The sequence below is a fragment of the Streptomyces sp. NPDC029044 genome (assembly GCF_040637495.1).
GTDB lineage: Bacteria > Actinomycetota > Actinomycetes > Streptomycetales > Streptomycetaceae > Streptomyces.
This window is the reverse complement of the sequence record NZ_JBEZWN010000035.1, coordinates 12,941-34,420: the sequence shown is the minus strand read 5'-3', so window position 1 is coordinate 34,420 and position 21,480 is coordinate 12,941. Positions and strand designations below refer to the sequence as shown.

The window sequence follows — 21,480 nt, the reverse complement described above, 5'->3', positions numbered from 1 at the left end:
CTCACCGCCGCACCGGCTCGATGCCCTCCAGCGTCGGCACCACCGGCTTGATGCTGCCGTCGGCCGCGAACTCCATGCGGTCGATGGTCGTCTCGCGGTGCATGCCGTCGCCGCCCGGCCGGCCGGGCCCGTTGAGGGCGAAGCGGTGGTACACGGCGTACCAGTCGTCGGTGCCGGGGGTGTTCACCACCGAGTGGTGACCGGTGCCGAGGATGCCGTACTCGGGCCGCTTCTCAAGGATCGTCCCGCGCTTGGTCCACGGGCCGAGCGGGGACGGCCCCGTCGCGTACGCCACGTGGTAGTTCTCGCTGCGGGTGTCGTCCTCCGACCACATGAAGTAGTACGTGCCCTTCCGCTTGATCACGAAGGAACCCTCGCGGAAGTTGTCCGGGGTGATGTCCCGCACCTTCGACGCGTCGAAGGACACCATGTCGTCGTCCAGCGGCACCACGTACCCGTGGCCGTTGCCCCAGTACAGGTAGGCCTGGCCGTCGTCGTCCGTGAAGACCGCCGGGTCGATCATCTGGCCCTTCAGCGAACCGCCCTTGGCGACCAGGGGCTTGCCGAGCGCGTCCTTGAAGGGACCGGCGGGGGAGTCCGCCACCGCCACGCCGATCTGCTGTTCGGCGCAGAAGTAGAAGTAGTACTTGCCGTCCCGCTCGGCGATCGCGGGTGCCCAGGCGTTCTTGTCGGCCCAGGTCACGTCCGGCCCGAGGTCGAGGATGACGCCGTGGTCCTTCCAGTTGACCAGGTCCTTCGACGAGTACGCCTTGAACCGGGTGCCGCTCCAGCCCGGGAAGCCGTCCGTGGTCGGGTAGATCCAGTACCTGCCGTCGAGATAGTGCACGTCGGGGTCGGCGTTCAGGCCGGGGAGCAGCGGGCTGCGGGTGCGGACCGCCTCGACCGTCCAGGTGCGCTTGGTGCCGTCGGCGGCCGTGACCGTGTACTTCTGCGGCTTGCGGAAGTCGCGGCGCGTACCGGACTTCGGGCTCAGCGTGGCACCCTCACCCACCCAGAGCTTCGGGGCGAGGCCCCGCAGATCGGCCTTGGGCTCCATCGGCAGCACGACCTTCGAGGCGCTGTCGGTGACGATCGCATAGCCCTTCTGGTGCTTGGCCGTCGCGTCCGTCACCGAGGTGGGGGTGGACGGGTAGGCGGCCAGCAGCCGGTCGTACTCCTGCTGCGTCACCGGGAGCACCGTTCCGTGCCGGGGGCTCGCCGGGAGCTGGTAGTTCGTGGACGGGGTCCACTTGCCGGATGCGAGGTCGGTGGTCTCGAAGGGGAGGTAGCCGCGGCCGCCGTACTCGTCGATGAACAGGTACCACTTCTTCTCGGTGTTCGACTTGAACACCGTCGGGCCCTCGCCCCGGTCCATCGCGCCCTTGCCGATGCAGTCGGCCACGAAGTCGTACGTCGTCGAGGTCAGGGAGGTGGACTTCTCGCCGGTGATGAACTTCGAGCAGGGGCTGGAGGAGCCGGGGTCGCGCTCGTCCTTGGTGTAGCGGTAGTACTCGTCCTTGTACTTCACGACCGTGGAGTCGATCACCGAGTAGCCGGGGTCGTTCCAGATCTTCGGCTCGCTGAAGGTCCGGAAGTCCTTCGTGGTCGCGTACAGCATCTTGTTGTACGTGTCGCCCTTGTGCTCCGGGTCGTCCTCGGCGTACAGCTTCGACGCCCAGAAGACGACGTACGCGTCGAGCTCGTCGTCCCAGTAGGCCTCCGGGGCCCAGGTGTTGCCCGCGCTGTCCGGGGAGACCTTCACCAGGCGCTGGTCGGTCCAGTGGACCAGGTCCGTGGACTCCCAGACCATGATCGACTTGCTGCCGTGCCGCTGGACCTGGTCCCAGCTGCCGCTGGAGTTCTGGTACATCCGCAGGTCGGTGGCGATCAGGTAGAACTTGTCGCCCTCGGGTGAGCGGATGACGAACGGGTCGCGCAGGCCCTTCTCGCCGATCGTGGACGTCAGCACCGGTTGGCCGGCGTTCAGCTCGCGCCAGTGCAGCGGGTCGTTGCCGCGGCTGAGGGCGTAGCGGATCTGCTCGCCGTCGGCGGTGCCCTCGCCGGTGAAGTAGGCGAAGAGATAGCCGGCGTACTTGCTGTGCTTCACGGGTGGGGCTCCGGGGTCTGCGGTGCTGGGCGGTGCCGTGAGGAGGGTCATGAGGAGGCCGGTCAGGGCCAGGAAGGGGAGCAGGAGCGTGCGGGCGATGCGGGGGCGCATGACACTTCCTGTCGGAGTGTGGGGGATTCTGTTGGATAGCGGCCCTCGGAGTTTCACCGGAGGGACGCAGGGCGTCAACGGGTCGGCGTGAGGCCCGTGGTTCCGAAACTTTCGGAACGGCGGCGCCTCCGGTGCACGTGACGGCGGCAACCCTTTCCGGCGCGGCGGCGACTGACGGACGGGAAACGGGCCGGAGCGGGCCCCTCCGAACCGTTTCCGTCCCCGCCCCCCAGGAAAGGAACGCTCCGTGCCGCCGAGCACCGGACGCCGTCGCAGCACCCGTACGCTCTCCATCGCCGCGGCCGTGGCCTGTGCCGCCGGGGCCGGCGGTGTCTACCTCGGTCTGACGACCGGCGGCGCACGGGCCGCCTCGACGACGGTCACCGTCTCCACCGCGGCCCAGCTCGCCGCGGCCGTGCGGAACGCCACCGCCGGCACCGTGATCCAGGTCCGCGGCGGCACCTACCGTCCGGCCGCCACCCTGGAGTCCAGCGCGAACGGCACCGTTTCGGCGCCCATCACCCTGCGGGCGTACGCCGGGGAGAAGGTGCGGATCGACGGATCCCGACTGCCCCCCGGCTCCTGGCTGGCCGGGATAGCCGGTGATCACTGGACCGTCCAGGACCTGGCCTTCGTCAACGCCCCGGCCCAAGGGTTCGTCGCCACCTCCTCGGTGGGCGGGGTCTTCAGGAACCTGGTCACCGCGGACAACGGCGACTCCGGCTTCACCCTGCGCGGCGACGGCACCACCGGCAACCTCGTGCAGAACCTGGACAGCCACGGCAACCACGACCCGGCCGGCCGCGGCCGGAACGCCGACGGCATCGCGGTCAAGTTCGGCTCCGGCACCGGAAACAGGATCATCGGGGCCCGGCTGTACGGCAACGCCGACGACGGCCTCGACCTGTGGCAGTTCTCCTCGCCGGTGGCCATCGAGGACTCCTGGGCCTTCGGCAACGGCGAGGACCGCCGGCCCGACACGGCCTTCGAGGGCAACGGCAACGGCTTCGAGCTGGGTGGCGGGGGCGCGTCCGCCGCCCACGTCGTCACCGGCAACGCGGCCTGGGACAACACGCGGCACGGCTTCACCGGGAACTCCAACACCGGCGCCGTCGCCCTGCACCGCAACACCGCCTACGCCAATGCCGGGAGGGGCTTCTCCTTCGCCACCGGCAGCGCCCGCCTGGGCGGGAACCTCGCCGCCGGCGACAAGGGCGGAGCGGTGCGGCTCGGCCCCTCGGCGGTCTCCGCCGGCAACACCTGGGACAGCGGCATCGCCACCCCGCCCTTCCGGGCGACGGACGCGGCCGGCGCGGACGGTCCCCGCCGGGCGGACGGCTCCCTGCCCAGGACGACGTTCCTGACGACCGGCTCCACGGCCGTCGGCTCGACGATGGAGTGAGGCCGCGCCCGTGCGCATGGCGACGCCCCCGTCGGTGCGAAGCGACGGGGGCGTCTGGCCGACCGGCCGAGGGGGGCTCGGCCGGTACCGTCCGGCCGTCCGGAGGGGGGCTCCGGAGGGCCGAGGTGCCGGGACGTCCGGCTGGGGGGCCGGACACCCGGCGTTCCGGTGGGCCCAAGGGGGGACGAGGGCCAACCGGAGTCACAGGGGGGCAGTGCCTACGAGTAGCTGATGTCGGAGGCCTTGAACTTGCAGCTCCTGCCGTCCGGACCGGGCGGCGTCAGCTCCTTGGGCTCCTTGCCCGTGTTGTTGCCCTCGAAGCGCACACACGTCTTGATCTTCTTCTTGCTGTCGCCGTGGATGCGGATCTTCGACAGCGCCGCGGTGTCGCCGTAGTTGGCGTTCACGCCGACGATCGAGTTCATCGGAGCCGTCACGTCGATGTCGCTGAGCACGATCGTGCGCTTGTACTGCGTCTTGCAGTTGCCGCAGGAGCGGACCAGCTTGCCGGCGTTGCGTACCTGGAAGCCCGACACGTTCAGCGTGCCGGCGCCGTTGAACTGAAGAACCTTGTCGTCGGCGTTCTTCGCGCCGCCGCCGATCACCTTGTACACCGCGGAGGAGGACTTGCCCTTGAAGCTGGCCGCGTCCTCGCCGACGTCCGTCCACCATACGTTCTGCAGCGTGCAACTGCCCTTGCAGTGCACACCGTCCGCCGCGGGAGTGCCGATGACGACGTTCTTCAGGACCGCACCGTCGGCCAGCTCGAAGATCGGGTCCTGGCCCTCGTCCTGGTTGTCCTGACCGAGCGCGCCGGTGCCGTAGAACATCTTCATCCCGCCGTCGCGCACACCGGAGACCGGGATGGTCTTCGACACGGGCGTCTTGCCCTTGTCCGTGGGCCAGGAGGACGCGGCGCCCGCCGTCGACAGCATCGACGTGGTGACGACCGCCGCTCCCGTGATGCCGAACGCGGACACCGCGGCGATCACCGTCCGCCGCTTGGTGACGCTGCGGCGGTGGCGGACGCGCTGTTCTGCTGGTGCAGTCATGTACCGATTCCTCAGATGGGTGACCTTGCGCCTGGTGGTCGTCACCGGTGAGGAAAGGGTTGCCGCGTCTCCAGAACTTTTTCACGGGCCGCCGTCGCCGTCTTCCGCGGCGGCGAAGGAACCGCCCACCGACAGCTGCCGCGAACCGGCGGCGGCCGTCACCGCGTAGCGGTCCCCGCCCGCGTCGCGGCCGCCGCGGGCGTGGTCGAACTGCCCCGCGAACACCCACTCGCCCGCCGGGACCGTACGGCCCTCCTTGAGGGTCCAGGTGTAGACGAGGAAGCCGTCCCGCTCGGCCACCGCGAGGGTGAAGTCGGTCTCGGGCAGGGAGCGCCACGCGCCCGCGTCGGAGACCCCACCGGTCTGTGCCACCTTCAAGCGCACGGTCAGAGCGGTCAGTTGCTCGCGGGTCCTGAGGGTGATGTTGCTCTGCGCCCAGAAGTCGTTGCTGTGCGGGTCGACCGAACCGTCCGACCACAGTGGCCCCTCCTCGGTGGGGGCGGCGGACGGCCGCTCGGCGGCCGGGGCGCTCGGCGTCCTCGACGGCGGCGGGTTCGACGCGCGGCGCTCGGGCGACCGGCTCGGCGACGGCTCCACCGGAGCCGGAGGCGCGGGCGCCCGGCTCGTCGCCTCGGGGGACGGCGTGGGCGTCGCCGACGTGGCCACTTCCTGCTGCCGCGGGGCGGTTTCGTCCTTCACCGCCGATGCCACCGCGTAACCGCCCACCGCCAGGACGCCGGCGACCGCGGCCGTCGCACCGGCCACCCGCATCCAGCCGAACACCGGCGGACGCGTCGCCCGGTGGCCGGCAACGGCCGGACCGGCCATGCCGCGTTCGACCCGGGCCAGCATGCGCTCCCGGTCGGGCTCGTGCGCCCCGGCCGCCTCGTGCAGCCGGGCGCGCACCTCCTCGTGCACGTCCCGCCGCATGCTCATCGGTCCCTCCCTCCGCCCTCACCGGTGCGCACGCCCTCCACGGCGGGCGAGCAGCGCGGAGCACCCAGCGTCGCGTGCATCCGCTGGGGCACGCCCCGCGTCCCCAGCAACCGCTGGAGTTCGGCCATTCCCTTCGAGGTCTGGCTCTTCACCGTACCCACCGAGACGCCGAGGGCGAGCGCGGTGTCCTTCTCCGACAGGTCGAACGCGTGCCGCAGCACCACACAGGCCCGCTTGCGGAACGGCAGCCTGCGCAACGCCTCCTGCACGTCGACCATGCCCGCGATGTCCGGGTTCTCGGTGTTCTCCTCGCGCTGCGACCAGAACAGCGCGATGCGCCGCCGCTCGCGCACCGCGCTGCGGATGCGGGTGCGGGCCAGGTTGGCGACCACGCCGCGCGCGTACGCCACCGGATGGTCGGCCGCGCGCACCCGGTCCCAGCGGTGCCACAGCGCCAGCAAGGCGTCCGCCGCCAGGTCGTCGGCGGTGTCCGACTCACCCGTCAGCAGGTAGGCCAGACGCGACAGTTCGGCGTAGTGACGCTCGAAGAAGGCGTGGAACTCCACGGAGGCGGCGTCGTCGACGACTGTGCCCACGGGCGACCTCTCCTCGCAGCGGCTGCGGGCGCTCCCGGCCGGGGCGCCTTGTGGCTGTCATGTAGATGACATGTGATCATCCGGGAGAGGCCCGGACGAGATCGGGAAGCGTAGCAGCGATCGTCGGATGGTTCGTACGGAGCTTCGAACGTCGTATGGCGGGCCGGACTTCGATTTCGTAACACGAACAAAACCTGAACGTGGTTCAACGCGACGAAAATCCAGCCAGCACCCGCACACCGATCACCCAGGCATCAAGGAGCACGCGCCATGTCCGAATCGCAGAAGGTGGCCGATCGGTCCGACGCCGCGCCACCGGCGGCGAACAGCGTCGACCGGTTCTTCAAGATCTCCGAGCGGGGGTCCACCTTCGGCCGGGAGATCCGCGGCGGCTTCGCCACGTTCTTCACGATGGCCTACATCCTTGTCCTGAATCCCATCATCCTGGGCAGCGCGAAGGACAAGTTCGGGCACCAGCTGGACGCCGTCCAACTCACCACCGCCACCGCCCTGGTGGCCGCCGTCATGACGATCATCATGGGCGTCGGCGGCAACCTGCCCCTGGCGCTCGCCGCCGGACTCGGCCTGAACGCCGTGGTGGCGTTCCAGATCGCCCCGCTGATGAGCTGGGACGACGCGATGGGTCTGATCGTCCTCGAAGGCCTGCTGATCTGCGTGCTGGTGGTGACCGGTCTGCGCGAGGCCGTCATGCATGCGATACCCCAGCCGCTCAAGCAGGCGATCAGCGTGGGCATCGGCCTGTTCATCGCCTTCATCGGCTTCGTCGACGCCGGGTTCGTCAGCCGCATCCCGGACGCCGCCAACAGCACCGTCCCCGTTCAGCTGGGTGGCACCGGCACGCTCGCCGGCTGGCCGATGCTCGTCTTCTGCCTCGGCGTGCTGCTGACGATCGGACTGCTCGCCCGCAAGGTCAAGGGCGCCATCCTGATCAGCATCGTCACCATGACCGCGCTGGCGATCGTGATCAACTCCCTCGCCGACATCAAGTCCTGGGGCCTGACCACACCCTCCTGGCCGGAGCGGCTCGTCGACACCCCCGACTTCGGACTCATCGGCGACTTCGACCTGTTCGGCGCCTTCAGCGCCCCCGGCGTCGGCGTCATCACCGTCGTCCTGCTGATCTTCACCCTGATCCTGTCCGACTTCTTCGACACCATGGGCACGGTCGTCGGCATCAGCGCCGAGGCCGGGTTGCTCGACGAGGAGGGCAAGGTCCCGAACCTCGGCCGGGTGCTGCTCATCGACGGTGCCGCCGCGGTCGCCGGCGGTGCGGGCTCCGCCTCCTCGGCGACCTCCTACATCGAGTCCGCCGCCGGTGTCGGCGAGGGCTCGCGCACAGGCTTCTCCAACCTCGTCACCGGCGGCCTGTTCGGCCTCGCGCTGTTCCTGACCCCGCTGCTCACCATCGTCCCGCTCCAGGCGGCCGCCCCCGCCCTGGTAGCCGTCGGCTTCCTGATGATGACCCAGGTCAAGCACATCGACTGGGACCGCTACGACATCGCCATCCCCGCGTTCCTCACCATCGCCGTGATGCCGTTCACCTACTCCATCACCAACGGCATCGGCGCCGGCTTCCTCGCCTACGTCGTCATCAAGACCGTCCTCGGCAAGGCCAAGGAGGTCCACTGGCTGCTCTGGGGGACCTCGGCGCTGTTCCTCGTGTACTTCGCGATCGACCCGATCGAGCAGCTCCTCGGAGCGAAGTGACGCCGGGCGGCCGGTGACACGAGGACGGGCCGCCCCCGGGGGGAAGGGGGCGGCCCGTCTCGTCTGTACAGACGGCTTATCGGCGTCGGAGGTTCAGTTCTTCAACGCCGCTTGCATCATCGCCTTGGCGACCGGAGCCGCCAGGCCGTTGCCACTGACCTCCGAGCGGGCCGCGTCCGACTGCTCGACCATGACCGCCACGGCGACCTCCTTGCCCGACGAGTCGGACTTGCCGTACGAGGTGAACCAGGCGTACGGCACCTGGCTGTTGTTCTCGCCGTGCTGGGCCGTGCCCGTCTTGCCGCCCACGGTCGCGCCCGGCACCTGGGCGTTCGTGCCCGTGCCCTTGCTCACGACCGTCTCCATCGCCGACTGGAGCTGCTCGGCGGTCGAGGAGCTGACGATCTCCTTGCTGCCCGCCTCGTCGTCGTAGTCCCGCAGCACGTCACCGCCGCTGTCCGTGATCTGGGAGACCATATGCGGCGACACCAGCTTGCCGCCGTTGGCTATGGCAGCAGACACCATGGCCATCTGGAGCGGTGTGGCGGTGACGTCGAACTGGCCGATGCCCGTCAGGGCCGTCTGCGACGGGTCCATGTCCGACGGGTACACACTCGTGTAGGCCCGGACCGGCACGTCCAGCTCGTCGTCGTTGAAGCCGAACTTGTCGGCCATCGCCTTCACCTTGTCCTGGCCCAGCTTCACGGCCATCTTCGCGAAGACGTTGTTGCACGAGTACTCCAGCGCCGTGCGGATCGTGGCGTTCGTGCAGGGCGCGTTCGGGTTCTCGTTCGTCAGGTCCCGGCTGGTGCCCGGCAGCGTGTACGGATCCGGGCTGTCCGTCCGCTCGTCCACCGACGAGTACAGCCCGTCCTCCAGCGCGGCCGCCGCCACGACCAGCTTGAACGTCGAACCGGGCGGCAGCGGCTGCCGCAGCGCACGGTTGACCAGCGGCTTCTCGGGGTCCGTGGTCAGCTTCTGCCACGCCGCCCCCGCGGTGTTGGCGTCGGTCAGCGAGGACGGGTCGTACGAGGGCGTCGACACCACCGCGAGGATCTTCCCGGTCTTCGGATCGACGGCGACGGCACCGCCCTTCTTGTCGCCGAGTGCCTTGTAGGCCGCCTTCTGCACGTCCGGGTCGATGGTCGTGACCACGTTGCCCGGCTCGGCCCGCTGGTTGGTGAGCGTGTCCATCACGGACTTCAGCCGGCTGTCCGTGCCGTTGAGCAGATCGGTGTAGATGCCCTCCAGCTGAGTCGGGGCGTACGCCTGCGACGCGTAACCCGTCACCGCCGCGTACAGCGGACCGTCCGTGTACGTCCGCTTGTACCTCAGGTCGCCCGTCTTCGTCGGCGCCGAGCCGGTGACCGACCGGCCGCCCACGATGATGTTCCCGAGCGGCGCCGAGTACGTCTCGATCGCGTTCCGCCGGTTGTCCTTGTCGTCTGCCAGCGCCTGGCCCTCGTAGAACTGCACCCAGGTCGCCCTGACCAGCAGAGCGAACACCAACAGCAGTGCGAAGACCGAAGCGCGTCTGATCGTCTTGTTCATTCCGAACAGGAGGACGAGCCACACCGGGCGGAACGTTCCCGTCCGTCCTGGTTTCTCATCCGGCAGGCGGTTTTCTCATCCGCCGTTCAGAAAGCCCGCCTCGTACGCCGCGATCACCGCCTGCGTGCGGTCCCGGGTGCCGGTCTTGGCCAGCACCGCCGCGACGTGCGACTTCACCGTGGCCGCGCCGACCTCCATCCGGCGGGCGATCTCCGCGTTGGTCAGCCCCTGCGCCATGTGCCGCAGCACCTCCCGCTCACGGCCCGTGAGCTTCGCCACCCACGCGGGCGGTGCCGGGCGCGGGCGGGCGTGCTCGGTCGCGAGCGTGCGCACGGCCGACGGGAACAGCAGGCTGTCGCTGCGCGCCACCAGCCGGACGGCCTGCACCAGCGCGTCCGCCTCCGACCGCTTCAGCAGGAAGCCGGCCGCTCCGGCCCGCAGCGCGTCGTACACGTAGGAGTCGTTCTCGAACGTCGTCACGACGACGACCCGCGGCGGCTCGGCCATCGTGGCGAGGATCTGCTCGGTGGCGCGGATCCCGTCGGTCTCCGGCATCCGGACGTCCATGAGGACGACGTCGGGCCCCACCTCCCGCACCAGCGACACCGCCTCGGCGCCCGTGGCCGCCTCGCCCACCACCTCCAGGTCCGGCTCGGCGGACAGGATGGCGCGCAGCGCGGTGCGCACCATGCGCTCGTCGTCGGCGAGGACGACACGGATCGGGGCCGGGCGGGTCATGCGGGTCCTCTCCTACGGGGCCTGTCGTACGGGCTGTCATTCGGGTCGCGTCCTACGGGCCCTGTCATCGGCAGCGTCGCGTGCAGCCGCCAGGTCTGCGTCCCGGTCGGCCCGGCCGTCGCGCTGCCGCCCAGCAGCCTGGCCCGGTCCGCCATGCCGCGCAGCCCGTGGCCGCCGCCGGCGCGGGAGGGCGCGGGACCGTCCACCGGGTTCTCCACGGTGATCTCCAGCTCCCCGCCCGTCACCGCGATCCGCAGCTCCACCGCGGCCCGCTCACCGGCGTGCTTGAGGGCGTTGCTCAGCCCCTCCTGCACGATGCGGTAGGCCTCGCGGGACAGCATCGGGGGCAGTGCCTCCGGGTCGGCGTCCACGGTGGCGCTCACCCGCTGTCCGCCCGCCCGGGTGCGCCGCAGCAGGCCGTCGAGGTCGGCGGCGAGGGTAGGCGCCGGGGCCGTGCCGGGGGCGTCGCCCTCGCGCAGCACACCCAGCACGGCGTCGAGTTCGCCGACGGTGCGCCGGGTGGTGTCCTCGATCGCGGCGAGGGCCTCGCGGACGAACTCCGGGTCGCTGTCGAGGACCCGGCGGGCGGCGCTCGCCTGGAGGGTGACCGCGCTCAGGGCATGACCGACGGAGTCGTGCAGCTCGCGCGCGAGCCGGTTGCGTACGGCGAGGTTTGCGGCGCGCGCCTCGGCGGCGGCGAGCCGCTCCCGGGGTGTGGGACCGAGCAGCGCGGGCGCCCAGCGGGCCAGCAGCGCGCCGCTGCCGGCCGCACAGCCGGCGAGGGCCACCAGCGAGAGCGCGCCCGCGACGGGAGCGAGCGCCAACGCCCAGGCCTGATCGAGGACTTCGGGCAGTCCGAGCCGGTCGTCGCGCAGCCCCGCGAGGACCGGCAGCACGATCAGTACGGCGGCGAACGGCGGCAGCGCCAGCGACATCCCCGCGATGATCCCGCCGAACCCGAGATGCAGCGTGAACCAGGCAGCCGTACGGCCCTTCTCGTCCCGGGTCCGCGCCGGGGTGAGGGCGAGCCGGTCCGCGTCCACGCCGCACAGCCAGCGCACGGCGGCCGACTCCAGCGGCCGGGTCAGCGGGAACAGCGAGGTGACGGCCGCGAGCGGCAGGCCCACGGCGAACGAGCCGAGCTGGAGGGGCAAGGACCCGAAGACGTCCGTGACGCCGGTGACCGGGCCGATGACCACCGAGCCGACCAGGACGTAGGGCATGGCCAGCGCGCCGCCGAGGATCAGATGGATCCACCGCAGGCGTGCCCGGCGGCCGAACAGCAGCCGGGCCAGTGCGCTCACGCCGCCCGTCGCGCGGCCCCGGCCGAGCGCTCCGCGACGTGGTAGGCGCCGATGGCGGCGACGAGGAGGCCCACGAGCATCTGGCCAGCGTAGGCGAGATGCATCAGCGGCGTGGGGCGGTCGGCGAGGTCCGCCACGCCGCTGAGGGAGGCCAGCGAGAGCCACCCGCCCCAGCAGGCCACGGCACCCGAGCCGACCCAGGCCAGGGCGAGCGGCACCGACACGGGCAGGGCCCCGCCGCGCCGGAACGCCAGCAGCACGGCACCGGCGAGCGCCGCGAGGAGGAACACGACGTACAGGGCCTCCAGGACGTAGAAGTCACTGCCCCGGTCCGCGGCCCGGCCCTCGCCGAGCCCGGCGGAGACACCGCAGGCCCACAGGGCGTGGAGGGTGAGCGGCGGCAGGGCGAGCACGGCGAGCACCCGGTGGGCCGGGCCGAGGGAACCGGCGGGCAGCTCCCGCACCCGCCCGCGCCACAAGTGCCCCCAGCGGTCCCGGGCGTAGAGCGCGAAGAGGCCGCCGAGGGCGAGCCCCTGCGCGATGAACCCCGTGTAGACGACGGCGAACACCCACTCGTCCAGGAACGCCTCCCGGCCGGCGGACGGTGCACCGCCGCCGAACCACTTCACCACCAGCTGCGCCGGGAACCCGGCCATGATCGGTGCGAGCAGCCCGGTCGCGACCCACACGGGGAACACGAGCAGCCACGCGGGCACCCGCAGCCCCCACGGCCGGGTCAGCACCAGCGCCAGCACGATCACCCCGCTGTCCACCAGAACCGAGAAACCGTTGATCAGGGCCATGGCGAGACGGTCGTCCAGCAGCGCGCTGCCCGCGGGTATCCCGACGTGACTCCCGGCGATCCAGGCCGCTTTGAGGGCGAGGTACGGCGCACAGGAGACGACGGCGACGGCACGCAGGACGCGCCGGGTCCGGCCGGCACCGGCCGGGTGGGGGGCGGCGAGGGGAGCGATCGACTGGGGCATGCGGTCAGGCTCCCGCGCCGGGGGCCGCGGGCACCTCCTGCCCGGCGACGATCCGCCTCCGCCGGGCGGGGGAGGGGCGGCAGGCTCCTCTCAGCCCTCCAGGAGGAGCACCGTCTCGTCTATCTCGGCGCCGCGGGCCGGGGCGTACCCCCGGGCCTCCGCCACCACACGGAACCCGCACTTCTCCAGCACGCGCAGCGACCCCGCGTTGTCCGCCGCCGCCCGCGCGTACAGCGGGCGCTCGGGCACCTCGGCGAGCAGCGCCAGCAGGGCCTGCGTGGCGATGCCCTTGCCCCAGTACGCGCGGTCGATCCAGTACGTCACCTCGCGCTCGCCCGGCACCCCGTACACGGCCGCGCTGCCGACCACGTCACCGTCGGCCAGGATCGTCCGCGCGACGACATCGGGGGAGGAGCGCTGCCGGGACCACCGGGTGTCGAAGGCCGCCCGGTCGGAGGGGTCCTCCGGGGTGAAGGCCGCCATGCTCAGGGACTCGGGGTCGTTCATCTGCCGGAAGAAGACCGGCAGATCGCTGTCGTGGACCTGGCGCAGCTCGACATTCATGCCTCAGAGCCTACGGGTGGCCAGTGTCAGCCGGTCCCGGGCGTCGAAGAGCGCGTCCTTCACCAGCTGCTCGTGCGCCGGGGTCAGCCGGGCCACCGGTACCGAGCAGCTGATCGCGTCCCGCGCCGGGGTGCGGTACGGGATCGCCACGCCGAAGCAGCGCAGCCCCAGTGTGTTCTCCTCACGGTCCACGGCGAAGCCCTGCTCCCGCACCTGGCGCAGCTCCTCGATGAGCTTCTCCCGGTCGGTGATGGTGTGCTCGGTCAGCGCGGGCAGCGTCTCCGGGAGCATCTTGCGCACCTGCTCGTCCGAGTAGGTGCTCAGCAGCGCCTTGCCGAGGGACGTGGAGTGCGCGGGCAGCCGGCGGCCGACCCGGGTGAAGGGGCGCAGGTAGTGCTGCGACTGGCGGGTGGCCAGGTAGACGACGTTCGTGCCGTCGAGGCGGGCGAGGTGGATGGTCTCGGTGGTGTCGTCCGAGAGCCGGTCCAGGGTCGGGCGGGCCGCCGCGACGACCTCGTCACCGTCGATGTACGAGGTGCCGACCAGCAGGGCCCGCACGCCGATGCCGTAGCGCGTGCCCGTCGCGTCCGTCTCCACCCAGCCCAGCTCGACCAGGGTGCGCAGCAACATGTAGAGGCTGGACTTGGGATATCCGACGGCCTCCTGGACCGCCGCGAGGGAGTGCATGCCGGGGCGTCCGGCGAAGTATTCGAGCAGTTCAACCGTTCGCACCGCGGACTTGACCTGCGCCCCGCCGCCCGTCTCGCCAGCCGACATCGCCCTTGACCCCTTCGTTGGACGGGAAATAGTCTCCACAGCATATTCATCATCGGAGACAGCGTTCAGTATATCGAACGTCCCTGGTGGATGACCCAGTACTGCGGCAATACATGTGTGGAGGGACCCGCGGTGGCAGCAGCACCAGTCTGGAGTGTCGACCCCCGAACCGGGAAGCAGCGTGAACAGGTTGCGGTGGAGGCCACGGCCCAGGAGGTGGACGCCGCCGTCCGTGCCGCGCACGAGGCGCGCGGCGCCCTCGCGGACCGCACGGTCCGAGCGGCCTTCCTGCGCAGCGCCGCCGAGGAGCTCCAGGCGGCCAAGGACTCTCTCGTCGAGACCGCCGACGCCGAGACCGCGCTCGGCCCGGTCCGGCTGACCGGCGAGCTCGCCCGCACCTGCTACCAGCTGCGCGCCTTCGCGGACATCGTCGATGAGGGCGCCTTCCTCGACGTGGTCATCAACCACCCCGACGACACCGCGACGCCACCGATCCCGGACCTGCGCCGGTACAAGGTGGCGCTGGGCGTCGTCGCCGTCTACTCGGCGTCGAACTTCCCCTTCGCCTTCTCCGTCGCGGGCGGCGACACCGCGAGCGCCCTCGCCGCCGGCTGCCCGGTCGTCGTCAAGTCCCACCCCGACCACCCGGCCCTGTCCGAGTACGTCGCCAAGGTGCTGCGCCGCGCCGCGACCCGGCACGACATCCCCGAGGGCGTCGTGGGCCTGGTCCACGGCTTCGAGGCGGGCGTCGAGCTGATCAAGCACCCGCTGGTCGCGGCGGCCGGCTTCACCGGCTCCGTGCGCGGCGGCCGGGCGCTCTTCGACGCGGCGGCCGCCCGCCCGGTCCCGATCCCCTTCCACGGCGAGCTGGGCTCCCTGAACCCGGTCGTCGTCACCGAGGCCGCCGCCGCCGAGCGGGCCGAGGCGATCGGCGCCGGTCTGGCCGGTTCGATGACGCTGGGCGTCGGCCAGTTCTGCGTGAAGCCGGGCCTCGTCCTCGCGCCGGCCGGCGCCGCGGGCGACGCGCTGCTCAAGTCCCTCACCGACGCCGTCAGCGACACCGACGCCGGGGTCCTGCTCGACCACCGCATGCGCGACAACTTCGTGGCCGGCGTCGCCGAGCGGGCGGGCCTGCCCGACGTCGACTCCCCGGTCACCCCGGGCGCGGGCGGCGAGCACACCGTCAGTGCGGGCTTCCTCACGGTGCCGGCGAGCAGGCTGGCCACGGAGGGCGAGCACGACCTGCTCCTGGAGGAGTGCTTCGGGCCGGTCACCGTGGTGGCCCGCTACGAGGACGAGGCCGAGGTGAAGTCGGTGCTGTCGCGGCTGCCCGGCAACCTCACGGCGACGGTGCAGCTGTCTGAGGAGGAGGCGGCCGGCCAGGGCCGGGGCGCCGAGATCCTCGCGGAGCTGACGCCGCTGGCCGGGCGCGTGCTGGTGAACGGCTGGCCGACGGGGGTCGCCGTCGCCCCGGCCCAGCACCACGGCGGGCCGTACCCGGCCACGACGTCGACGTCCACGTCGGTGGGCGGGACGGCGATCGAGCGGTGGATGCGGCCGGTTGCCTACCAGAACGCCCCCGAGGCGTTGCTGCCGCAGGAGCTGCGGGATGAGAACCCGCTGGGGCTGCCCCGGCGGTTCAACGGGCGTTTGGAGCGGTAGGCGCCTTAGGGGCGTGGGGGGTTGCCGGCTTGCGGTTCGCTGTGGCTTGTCGCGCAGTTCCCCGCGCCCCTGAGGGGCGGACCTGAAAGACTTGGTCGAATGGATCTCGAACTTCCCGAACTCCCTTTCCCCCTGCGCACCTACGGGCCCGACGGTCACTGGTCCTACGAGGACGGCGTGCTCACCGGGTGGGCCGGGGCGCGGCAGGACCGGTTCGTGCCGCCCACCGGTGAGGGTCTTGACCCCGCGTCCGACGCGCCCCGGCTGCTCGGGGCGCCGGAGGGCGACTTCCAGCTGATCGCCAAGGTCACCGTCGGGTTCGGCGCGGCCTTCGACGCCGGGGTGCTCTACGTCCACGTGGGGGAGCGGGCCTGGGCCAAGCTCTGCCTGGAGTACTCCCCGGACGTCCCCACCGTCTGCACGGTGGTGACCCGGGGGCACTCCGACGACGCCAACTCCTTCACGGTGGACGGCAGTTCCGTCTGGCTGCGGGTGAGCCGCACCGGCCGCGCCTTCGCCTTCCACGCATCCCGCGACGGCGAGCGCTGGACTTTCGTCCGCCTCTTCACCCTCGGCGACGAGAAGGAGACGGACGCGGCCCTCGTCGGTTTCATGACGCAGTCCCCGATGGGTGAGGGCTGCGTGGTGACGTACGACCACATCGAGCACAGGCCGAGCTGGCCGGACGATCTGCGCGACGGCAGCTGAGGCCCGGCCGGGAACCGCCTCCCGGCCCGCTCTCGTCCTCCGTTGCATGATCAACGACCGAGTGATCCCCGACCGTGTGATCCGCACCGTCCTGCCCGCCGAGGTGGCGGACGTCGTCGCGCTGCATGCGCGGGCCCGCGCCACGTACTACCCCGACGGGCTGCCGCAGGACGGCACCGACTGGTCCGCCAACTGGCGCAGCGCCCTCACCCGGCCGGACGGCAGGGTGCTCTGCGTCGTGCAGGAGGGCCGCATCGTCGGGCTGGCCTCTTTCCGCGTCCCCGAGGGCACCCCGGCGGACACGGTGAAACTGTTCCAGTTCCACGTCGATCCCGACCACTGGCGCCAGGGAGCCGGCAGCGCGCTGCACGCCGCCTGTGTGGAGGAGTGGCAGGCCGACGGCAGGCGTACGGCCGTGCTCGACGTGCACGTGGACAACCTGCGGGCGCAGGGGTTCTACCGGAGGCAGGGCTGGGTCGCGGAACCGGCCGGGCCGGGAGACCACCATCTGCGGATGCGGTTCGTCCTGCCCGGGGAATGACGGGGGAATGACCGGGGAATGAAGCGGCCTGCTTGAACGTTCATGCACTCGGCGGAGGGAGTCTCCGCGACCCGTACGACCTGGAGAGAGCCGAGACATGCGCGTCGAGATCTGGAGCGACATCGCCTGCCCCTGGTGCTACGTGGGCAAGGCCCGCTTCGAGAAGGCGCTGCGGGACTTCCCGTACCGCGACGACGTCGAGGTGGTGCACCGCTCCTTCGAGCTGGACCCGGGCCGCGCCAAGGGCGACGTCCAGCCCGTGATCACGATGCTCACCAAGAAGTACGGGATGAGTGCCGCGCAGGCCGAGGCCGGGGAGGACGACCTGGGCGCCCAGGCCGCCGCGGAGGGCCTCGACTACCGCACCCGGGGCCGCGACCACGGCAGCACCTTCGACATGCACCGCCTGCTGCACCTGGCCAAGGAGCGGGGCCGCCAGGAGCAGCTGCTCGACCTGCTGTACCGGGCCAACTTCGCCGAGGAGCGCTCCGTCTTCGACGACGACGAGCGGCTCGTGGAACTCGCCGTCGCCGCCGGACTGGAGGCGGCGGCCGTCCGTGCGGTGCTCGCCGACGCCGAGGCCTACGCCGACGACGTGCGTGCCGACGAGCGGGAGGCCGCGCAGCTCGGCGCGAGCGGTGTGCCGTTCTTCGTGCTCGACCGCAAGTACGGCGTCTCCGGCGCCCAGCCCGCCGAGGTCTTCGCCCAGGCCCTGACCCAGGCGTACGGCGAGCGCCCGCCCCTGGAGATCGTCGACGGCGCGGAGGACGCGGACGCCTGCGGCCCGGACGGCTGCGCCGTGCCCCAGCGCTGAAACGCCCAGCTCGGAGCACATCCATAAGCGCTCCTTAGCGGCATCACGCAGAAATCGGCAATGGACGGGGAGATCCCGGGGACGCAGAGTGGTCCCATGGAGACCTTCGAGAACCTCGTCCGTGCCGAGTTCACCCCGAAGCACACCTACCTCAACACCGCGAGCAACGGGCTGCTGCCCGCCCGCACCGTCACCGCCGTGCAGCAGGCGGTGCGGATGCGCGCCGAGGGCACGCCCCTGGGTCCCCTCTACGAGGACGTGGAGGCCGCCCGCGCGTCCTTCGCCCGGCTGGCCGGCGTCCCGGCCGAACGCGTCGCGACCGGGGCCTCGGTCGCCGAGTACGGCGCGCTGATCGCCGCCTCGCTGCCCGCCGGTGCCGAAGTCCTCACCGCGGAAGGTGACTTCGCCTCGCTGGTGAACCCGTTCCACGTGCGCGGCGACCTCAAGGTGCGGGCCGTGCCCCTGGAGCGGCTCGCCGAGTCCGTGCGTCCCGGGACCGCGCTCGTCGCGGTCAGCGCCGCACAGTCCGCCGACGGCCGCCTCGCCGACCTGGCCGCGGTGCGCGAGGCGGCCCGGGCGCACGGCGCCCGCACCTACGTCGACGCCTCCCAGTCGGCAGGCTGGCTGCCGATGGAGGCCGACGCCGACGACTTCCTCGCCGCCGTCGGATTCAAGTGGCTCATGGGCCCGCACGGGGCCTCGTTCTTCATCGCCCCGCAGGACTTCGGCGGGCTGACACCGCTGCTCGCCGGCTGGGTCGCCGGTGAGGTCCCCTGGGACAGCTGCTACGGCCCGGTGGCGGAACTCGCCCACTCGGCGCGGCGGTTCGACGTCAGTCCCGCCCTCTTCACCTACGCGGGGCTGCGCGCCTCACTGGAGCTGCTGGAGGAGATCGGCGTCGACACCGTGCACGCCCATGACGTCGGCCTCGCGGACCGCTTCCGCGCCGGGCTCGCCGGGCTGGGCCAGGAGCCCGTGCCGGCACCGGGGTCGGCGATCGTGTCGGTGCCGGGGCTCGGCCGGCGGCAGGGCGAACTGAGCCGGGCGGGCATCGAGGTGTCGAACCGGGCCGGAAACCTGCGGGCCGCGTTCCACCTCTACAACACGCCCGCGGACGTGGACCGGCTCCTGGAGGTGCTCGCGGCATGACAGAACCGGGTGGGGCCTCCCGTCCCACACGAGGAGGCCCCACCCGGCAGCTCTGTCACACGGTTGTCCCACCGCGGACGGCGGTCACGTCACCGGTCACCGCAGACGGTGGTCACCGCACGGGCGTGAAGTCCCGCGCCCCGATGAACTCCGGCCGCCGCACCGGGGCCGCGAACGGTTCCACCGCCGTGTTCTCCACGCTGTTGAACACGATGAACACGTTGCTGCGCGGGAACGGCGTGATGTTGTCGCCGGAACCGTGCATGGCGTTGCAGTCGAACCACGTCGCCGAACCGGCCTTGCCCGTGAACAGCTTGATGCCGTGCTGCGTGGCCAGCTGGGTCAGCGCCTCGTCGGACGGCGTGCCCGCGTCCTGCATCTGCAGCGACTTCTTGTAGTTGTCCTTCGGGGTTTCCCCCGCGCACCCGAGGAACGTCTTGTGCGACCCCGGCATGATCATGAGGCCGCCGTTGGTGTCGTAGTTCTCGGTCAGCGCGATCGAGACCGACACCGTGCGCATCCGCGGCAGACCGTCCTCGGCGTGCCACGTCTCGAAGTCCGAGTGCCAGTAGAAACCACTGGCGCCGAACCCCGGCTTGACGTTGATCCGCGACTGGTGGACGTACACGTCCGAGCCGAGGATCTGGCGCGCCCGTCCCACGACCCGCTCGTCGCGGACCAGCCGGGCGAACACCTCGCTGATCTTGTGCACCTCGAAGACCGTGCGGATCTCCTTGGACTTCGGCTCGACGATCGACCGCTCGTCGGCACGCATGTCCGGGTCGTGCACCAGCCGGTTCAGCTCGTTGCGGTAGACCGCGACCTCGTCCTCGGTGATGAGCTCGTCGATGGCCAGGAAGCCGTCGCGCTCGAAGGACAGCAGGTCGGCCGGGGCGACCGGGCCCGGGGCGTCGGGTGCGCCCCAGACGACCGGGTCCTGGCGCGGGGTCAGTGCCTCGGTGGCACCCCGACTGGGGTAGAGGTCGGGGATACCGGTGGTGGTGTCGGTGGTGGCGGTCATGGAAACGTCACACCTCCTCGGTGAGCAGCGGGTAGACGCCGTTCTCGTCGTGGTCCTCCCGTCCGGTCACGGGCGGGTTGAACACGCAGAGGCAGCGGAAGTCCTGCTTGACCCGCAGCGTGTGCCTCTCGTGCCCGTCCAGGAGGTACATGGTGCCGGGCGTGATGGTGTGCGTCAGCCCGGTCTCGTGGTCGGTCAGCTCGGCCTCGCCCTCCGTGCAGACGACGGCCTCGATGTGGTTCGCGTACCACATCGACGTCTCCGTACCCGCGTAGAGGACCGTCTCGTGCAAGGAGAAGCCGACCTTCTCCTTGGCGAGGACGATGCGCTTGCTCTCCCACGTACCGGACGCCGCCTTCACGTGCCGGTCGGTACCTTCGATCTCCTTGAACGAACGGACAATCACGGTGCTGCGATGCCTCCTAGATGGGTGGTGCTCTCGGTGCTGTGTCAGGCGGTCTCTCGGACGGCGCGGGCCAGCATGCTCAGGCCCTCGTCCAGCTCCTCGGGCGTGATGGTGAGCGCCGGGAGCAGCTTCACGACCTCGCTCTCCGGGCCGGACGTCTCGATGAGCAGTCCGAGCTCGAAGGCGCGCTTGGCGACCTTGCCGGCGCGGGCCTTGTCGTGGAACTCCATGCCCCACACCAGGCCGCGGCCCCGGTACTCCTTCACGTCGGCCAGGTTCTCCTCGGTGATGGAGATCATCGCCTGCTCGACCTGCTCGCCGCGCTTGCGGGTCTGCTTCTCCATGGCGGAACCGTCGGCCCAGTACGTCTCCAGGGCCGCCGTGGCCGTGACGAACGCGGGGTTGTTGCCGCGGAACGTGCCGTTGTGCTCGCCGGGCTCCCACACGTCGAGCTCGGGCTTGAACAGGCACAGCGACATGGGCAGGCCGTATCCGCTGATCGACTTGGAGACGGTGACGATGTCCGGCGTGATGCCCGCCTCCTCGAAGGAGAAGAACGCGCCGGTACGGCCGCAGCCCATCTGGATGTCGTCGACGATCAGCAGCATGTCCTGCCGCTCGCACAGCTCGGACAGGGCGCGCAGCCACTCGGCCCGGGCCACGTTGATGCCGCCCTCGCCCTGCACGGTCTCGACGATCACGGCGGCCGGCTTGTTGAGGCCCGAGCCCTGGTCCTCCAGGAGCCGCTCGAACCACAGGAAGTCCTCGACCGTGCCGTCGAAGTAGTTGTCGAACGGCATCGGGGTGCCGTGGACCAGCGGGATACCGGCGCCGGCGCGCTTGAAGGCGTTGCCGGTGACGGCCAGCGAGCCCAGCGACATGCCGTGGAAGGCGTTGGTGAACGACACGATCGACTCGCGCCCCTTCACCTTGCGCGCCAGCTTCAGCGCGGCCTCCACGGCGTTGGTGCCGGTCGGGCCGGGGAACATGACCTTGTACGGCAGGTCGCGCGGGCGCAGCAGCAGGTTCTGGAAGGCCTCCAGGAACGTGCGCTTGGCGGTGGTCGACATGTCGAGCCCGTGCGTGACGCCGTCCCGCTCCAGGTAGTCGATCAGCGCGCGTTTCAGGACCGGGTTGTTGTGCCCGTAGTTCAGTGACCCGGCTCCGGCGAAGAAGTCGAGGTACTCATGGCCGTCCTCGTCGTACATGCGGCTGCCCACCGCACGGTCGAAGACGGTGGGCCAGCCGCGGCAGTAGCTGCGCACCTCGGACTCGACGGTCTCGAAGACGCTCAGGTCGGGCTGGGTGATGGTCACGACGAATCGCT

At 71.1% G+C, this 21,480-nt stretch carries 20 protein-coding genes; 7 read left to right on the top strand and 13 right to left on the bottom strand.

The window, feature by feature from the left end; translation table 11 throughout:
• Nucleotide 1: 1 nt before the first annotated feature.
• On the bottom strand, nucleotides 2-2,218 hold the full coding sequence (locus AB0E85_RS25165; protein ID WP_361931228.1) for a family 43 glycosylhydrolase: 2,217 nt from the start codon (nucleotides 2,216-2,218) through the stop codon (nucleotides 2-4).
• 247 nt (nucleotides 2,219-2,465) lie between these two features.
• On the opposite strand from AB0E85_RS25165, the gene AB0E85_RS25160 reads away from it, so the two are divergent.
• Entirely contained in the window at nucleotides 2,466-3,620 is a 1,155-nt protein-coding gene (locus AB0E85_RS25160) for a right-handed parallel beta-helix repeat-containing protein (RefSeq protein ID WP_361931225.1), read from the top strand.
• Between the two features lie 218 nt (nucleotides 3,621-3,838).
• On the opposite strand, the gene AB0E85_RS25155 is transcribed toward AB0E85_RS25160, so the two are convergent.
• From AB0E85_RS25155 to AB0E85_RS25145, 3 genes are all read right to left on the bottom strand, one after another.
• On the bottom strand, nucleotides 3,839-4,672 hold the full coding sequence (locus AB0E85_RS25155) for a pectate lyase (RefSeq protein WP_361931223.1): 834 nt from the start codon (nucleotides 4,670-4,672) through the stop codon (nucleotides 3,839-3,841).
• 81 nt (nucleotides 4,673-4,753) lie between these two features.
• Nucleotides 4,754-5,608 carry a hypothetical protein gene (locus AB0E85_RS25150; RefSeq protein ID WP_361931220.1) on the bottom strand — a complete coding sequence of 285 codons (855 nt, stop codon included), beginning with the start codon at nucleotides 5,606-5,608 and terminating at the stop codon, nucleotides 4,754-4,756.
• Nucleotides 5,605-6,204 carry a SigE family RNA polymerase sigma factor gene (locus tag AB0E85_RS25145; RefSeq protein ID WP_361931217.1) on the bottom strand — a complete coding sequence of 200 codons (600 nt, stop codon included), beginning with the start codon at nucleotides 6,202-6,204 and terminating at the stop codon, nucleotides 5,605-5,607. Before AB0E85_RS25145 ends, AB0E85_RS25150 begins: the two co-directional genes overlap by 4 nt.
• A gap of 270 nt (nucleotides 6,205-6,474) precedes the next feature.
• On the opposite strand from AB0E85_RS25145, the gene AB0E85_RS25140 reads away from it, so the two are divergent.
• Entirely contained in the window at nucleotides 6,475-7,932 is a 1,458-nt protein-coding gene (locus AB0E85_RS25140) for an NCS2 family permease (protein ID WP_361931214.1), read from the top strand.
• Nucleotides 7,933-8,025: 93 nt separating this feature from the next.
• On the opposite strand, the gene AB0E85_RS25135 is transcribed toward AB0E85_RS25140, so the two are convergent.
• From AB0E85_RS25135 to AB0E85_RS25110, 6 genes are all read right to left on the bottom strand, one after another.
• The gene (locus tag AB0E85_RS25135) at nucleotides 8,026-9,483 is read right to left on the bottom strand and encodes a penicillin-binding transpeptidase domain-containing protein (protein WP_361931211.1); all 1,458 of its coding nucleotides are present in this window, start codon (nucleotides 9,481-9,483) and stop codon (nucleotides 8,026-8,028) included.
• A 75-nt stretch (nucleotides 9,484-9,558) separates the two neighbouring features.
• On the bottom strand, nucleotides 9,559-10,221 hold the full coding sequence (locus tag AB0E85_RS25130; RefSeq protein ID WP_361931208.1) for a response regulator transcription factor: 663 nt from the start codon (nucleotides 10,219-10,221) through the stop codon (nucleotides 9,559-9,561).
• Nucleotides 10,218-11,525 (bottom strand): histidine kinase, encoded by a 1,308-nt coding sequence (locus AB0E85_RS25125; protein ID WP_361931206.1) that lies wholly within the window; start codon nucleotides 11,523-11,525, stop codon nucleotides 10,218-10,220. The genes AB0E85_RS25130 and AB0E85_RS25125 overlap by 4 nt, the downstream gene beginning before the upstream one ends.
• Nucleotides 11,522-12,511, bottom strand: a complete 990-nt coding sequence (locus AB0E85_RS25120) for a hypothetical protein (protein WP_361931203.1) — start codon at nucleotides 12,509-12,511, stop codon at nucleotides 11,522-11,524. Before AB0E85_RS25120 ends, AB0E85_RS25125 begins: the two co-directional genes overlap by 4 nt.
• Nucleotides 12,512-12,601: 90 nt before the next feature.
• Nucleotides 12,602-13,075, bottom strand: a complete 474-nt coding sequence (locus AB0E85_RS25115; RefSeq protein ID WP_361931200.1) for a GNAT family N-acetyltransferase — start codon at nucleotides 13,073-13,075, stop codon at nucleotides 12,602-12,604.
• Nucleotides 13,076-13,078: 3 nt separating this feature from the next.
• Entirely contained in the window at nucleotides 13,079-13,852 is a 774-nt protein-coding gene (locus tag AB0E85_RS25110; protein ID WP_031109054.1) for an IclR family transcriptional regulator, read from the bottom strand.
• 132 nt (nucleotides 13,853-13,984) lie between these two features.
• On the opposite strand from AB0E85_RS25110, the gene AB0E85_RS25105 reads away from it, so the two are divergent.
• The 5 genes from AB0E85_RS25105 (at nucleotide 13,985) to AB0E85_RS25085 (ending at nucleotide 18,726) form a co-directional block, all read left to right on the top strand.
• Nucleotides 13,985-15,514: an aldehyde dehydrogenase (NADP(+)) gene (locus AB0E85_RS25105; protein WP_361931197.1), complete on the top strand. Its 1,530-nt coding sequence runs from the start codon at nucleotides 13,985-13,987 to the stop codon at nucleotides 15,512-15,514.
• A 99-nt stretch (nucleotides 15,515-15,613) separates the two neighbouring features.
• Complete coding sequence (locus AB0E85_RS25100; RefSeq protein WP_361931194.1) at nucleotides 15,614-16,222, top strand: DUF1349 domain-containing protein; 609 nt, start codon at nucleotides 15,614-15,616, stop codon at nucleotides 16,220-16,222.
• A 46-nt stretch (nucleotides 16,223-16,268) separates the two neighbouring features.
• Complete coding sequence (locus AB0E85_RS25095) at nucleotides 16,269-16,763, top strand: GNAT family N-acetyltransferase (RefSeq protein ID WP_361931191.1); 495 nt, start codon at nucleotides 16,269-16,271, stop codon at nucleotides 16,761-16,763.
• Nucleotides 16,764-16,860: 97 nt separating this feature from the next.
• Nucleotides 16,861-17,577: a DsbA family oxidoreductase gene (locus AB0E85_RS25090; RefSeq protein WP_361931188.1), complete on the top strand. Its 717-nt coding sequence runs from the start codon at nucleotides 16,861-16,863 to the stop codon at nucleotides 17,575-17,577.
• A 96-nt stretch (nucleotides 17,578-17,673) separates the two neighbouring features.
• Nucleotides 17,674-18,726: an aminotransferase class V-fold PLP-dependent enzyme gene (locus tag AB0E85_RS25085; RefSeq protein ID WP_361931185.1), complete on the top strand. Its 1,053-nt coding sequence runs from the start codon at nucleotides 17,674-17,676 to the stop codon at nucleotides 18,724-18,726.
• A 112-nt stretch (nucleotides 18,727-18,838) separates the two neighbouring features.
• Here AB0E85_RS25085 and thpD read toward each other — a convergent pair whose 3' ends face one another.
• From thpD to ectB, 3 genes are read right to left on the bottom strand one after another with little or no spacing between them, the layout of a single operon-like run.
• The gene (gene thpD, locus AB0E85_RS25080; protein WP_361931183.1) at nucleotides 18,839-19,747 is read right to left on the bottom strand and encodes an ectoine hydroxylase; all 909 of its coding nucleotides are present in this window, start codon (nucleotides 19,745-19,747) and stop codon (nucleotides 18,839-18,841) included.
• Nucleotides 19,748-19,754: 7 nt separating this feature from the next.
• Nucleotides 19,755-20,153 carry an ectoine synthase gene (locus AB0E85_RS25075; protein WP_003989364.1) on the bottom strand — a complete coding sequence of 133 codons (399 nt, stop codon included), beginning with the start codon at nucleotides 20,151-20,153 and terminating at the stop codon, nucleotides 19,755-19,757.
• Between the two features lie 44 nt (nucleotides 20,154-20,197).
• On the bottom strand, nucleotides 20,198-21,469 hold the full coding sequence (ectB, locus tag AB0E85_RS25070; RefSeq protein WP_361931180.1) for a diaminobutyrate--2-oxoglutarate transaminase: 1,272 nt from the start codon (nucleotides 21,467-21,469) through the stop codon (nucleotides 20,198-20,200).
• Between the last annotated feature and the right edge of the window lie 11 nt (nucleotides 21,470-21,480).

Coding starts and splice junctions, on each gene's coding strand:
- AB0E85_RS25100 (WP_361931194.1), top strand. CDS start 15,614: ATGGATCTCGAACTTCCCGAACTCCCTTTCCCCCTGCGCACCTACGGG.
- AB0E85_RS25120 (WP_361931203.1), bottom strand. CDS start 12,511: ATGCCCCAGTCGATCGCTCCCCTCGCCGCCCCCCACCCGGCCGGTGCC.
- AB0E85_RS25165 (WP_361931228.1), bottom strand. CDS start 2,218: ATGCGCCCCCGCATCGCCCGCACGCTCCTGCTCCCCTTCCTGGCCCTG.
- AB0E85_RS25155 (WP_361931223.1), bottom strand. CDS start 4,672: ATGACTGCACCAGCAGAACAGCGCGTCCGCCACCGCCGCAGCGTCACC.
- AB0E85_RS25140 (WP_361931214.1), top strand. CDS start 6,475: ATGTCCGAATCGCAGAAGGTGGCCGATCGGTCCGACGCCGCGCCACCG.
- AB0E85_RS25150 (WP_361931220.1), bottom strand. CDS start 5,608: ATGAGCATGCGGCGGGACGTGCACGAGGAGGTGCGCGCCCGGCTGCAC.
- AB0E85_RS25090 (WP_361931188.1), top strand. CDS start 16,861: ATGCGCGTCGAGATCTGGAGCGACATCGCCTGCCCCTGGTGCTACGTG.
- AB0E85_RS25135 (WP_361931211.1), bottom strand. CDS start 9,483: ATGAACAAGACGATCAGACGCGCTTCGGTCTTCGCACTGCTGTTGGTG.
- AB0E85_RS25085 (WP_361931185.1), top strand. CDS start 17,674: ATGGAGACCTTCGAGAACCTCGTCCGTGCCGAGTTCACCCCGAAGCAC.
- AB0E85_RS25130 (WP_361931208.1), bottom strand. CDS start 10,221: ATGACCCGCCCGGCCCCGATCCGTGTCGTCCTCGCCGACGACGAGCGC.
- AB0E85_RS25095 (WP_361931191.1), top strand. CDS start 16,269: ATGATCAACGACCGAGTGATCCCCGACCGTGTGATCCGCACCGTCCTG.
- thpD (WP_361931183.1), bottom strand. CDS start 19,747: ATGACCGCCACCACCGACACCACCACCGGTATCCCCGACCTCTACCCC.
- AB0E85_RS25110 (WP_031109054.1), bottom strand. CDS start 13,852: ATGTCGGCTGGCGAGACGGGCGGCGGGGCGCAGGTCAAGTCCGCGGTG.
- AB0E85_RS25115 (WP_361931200.1), bottom strand. CDS start 13,075: ATGAATGTCGAGCTGCGCCAGGTCCACGACAGCGATCTGCCGGTCTTC.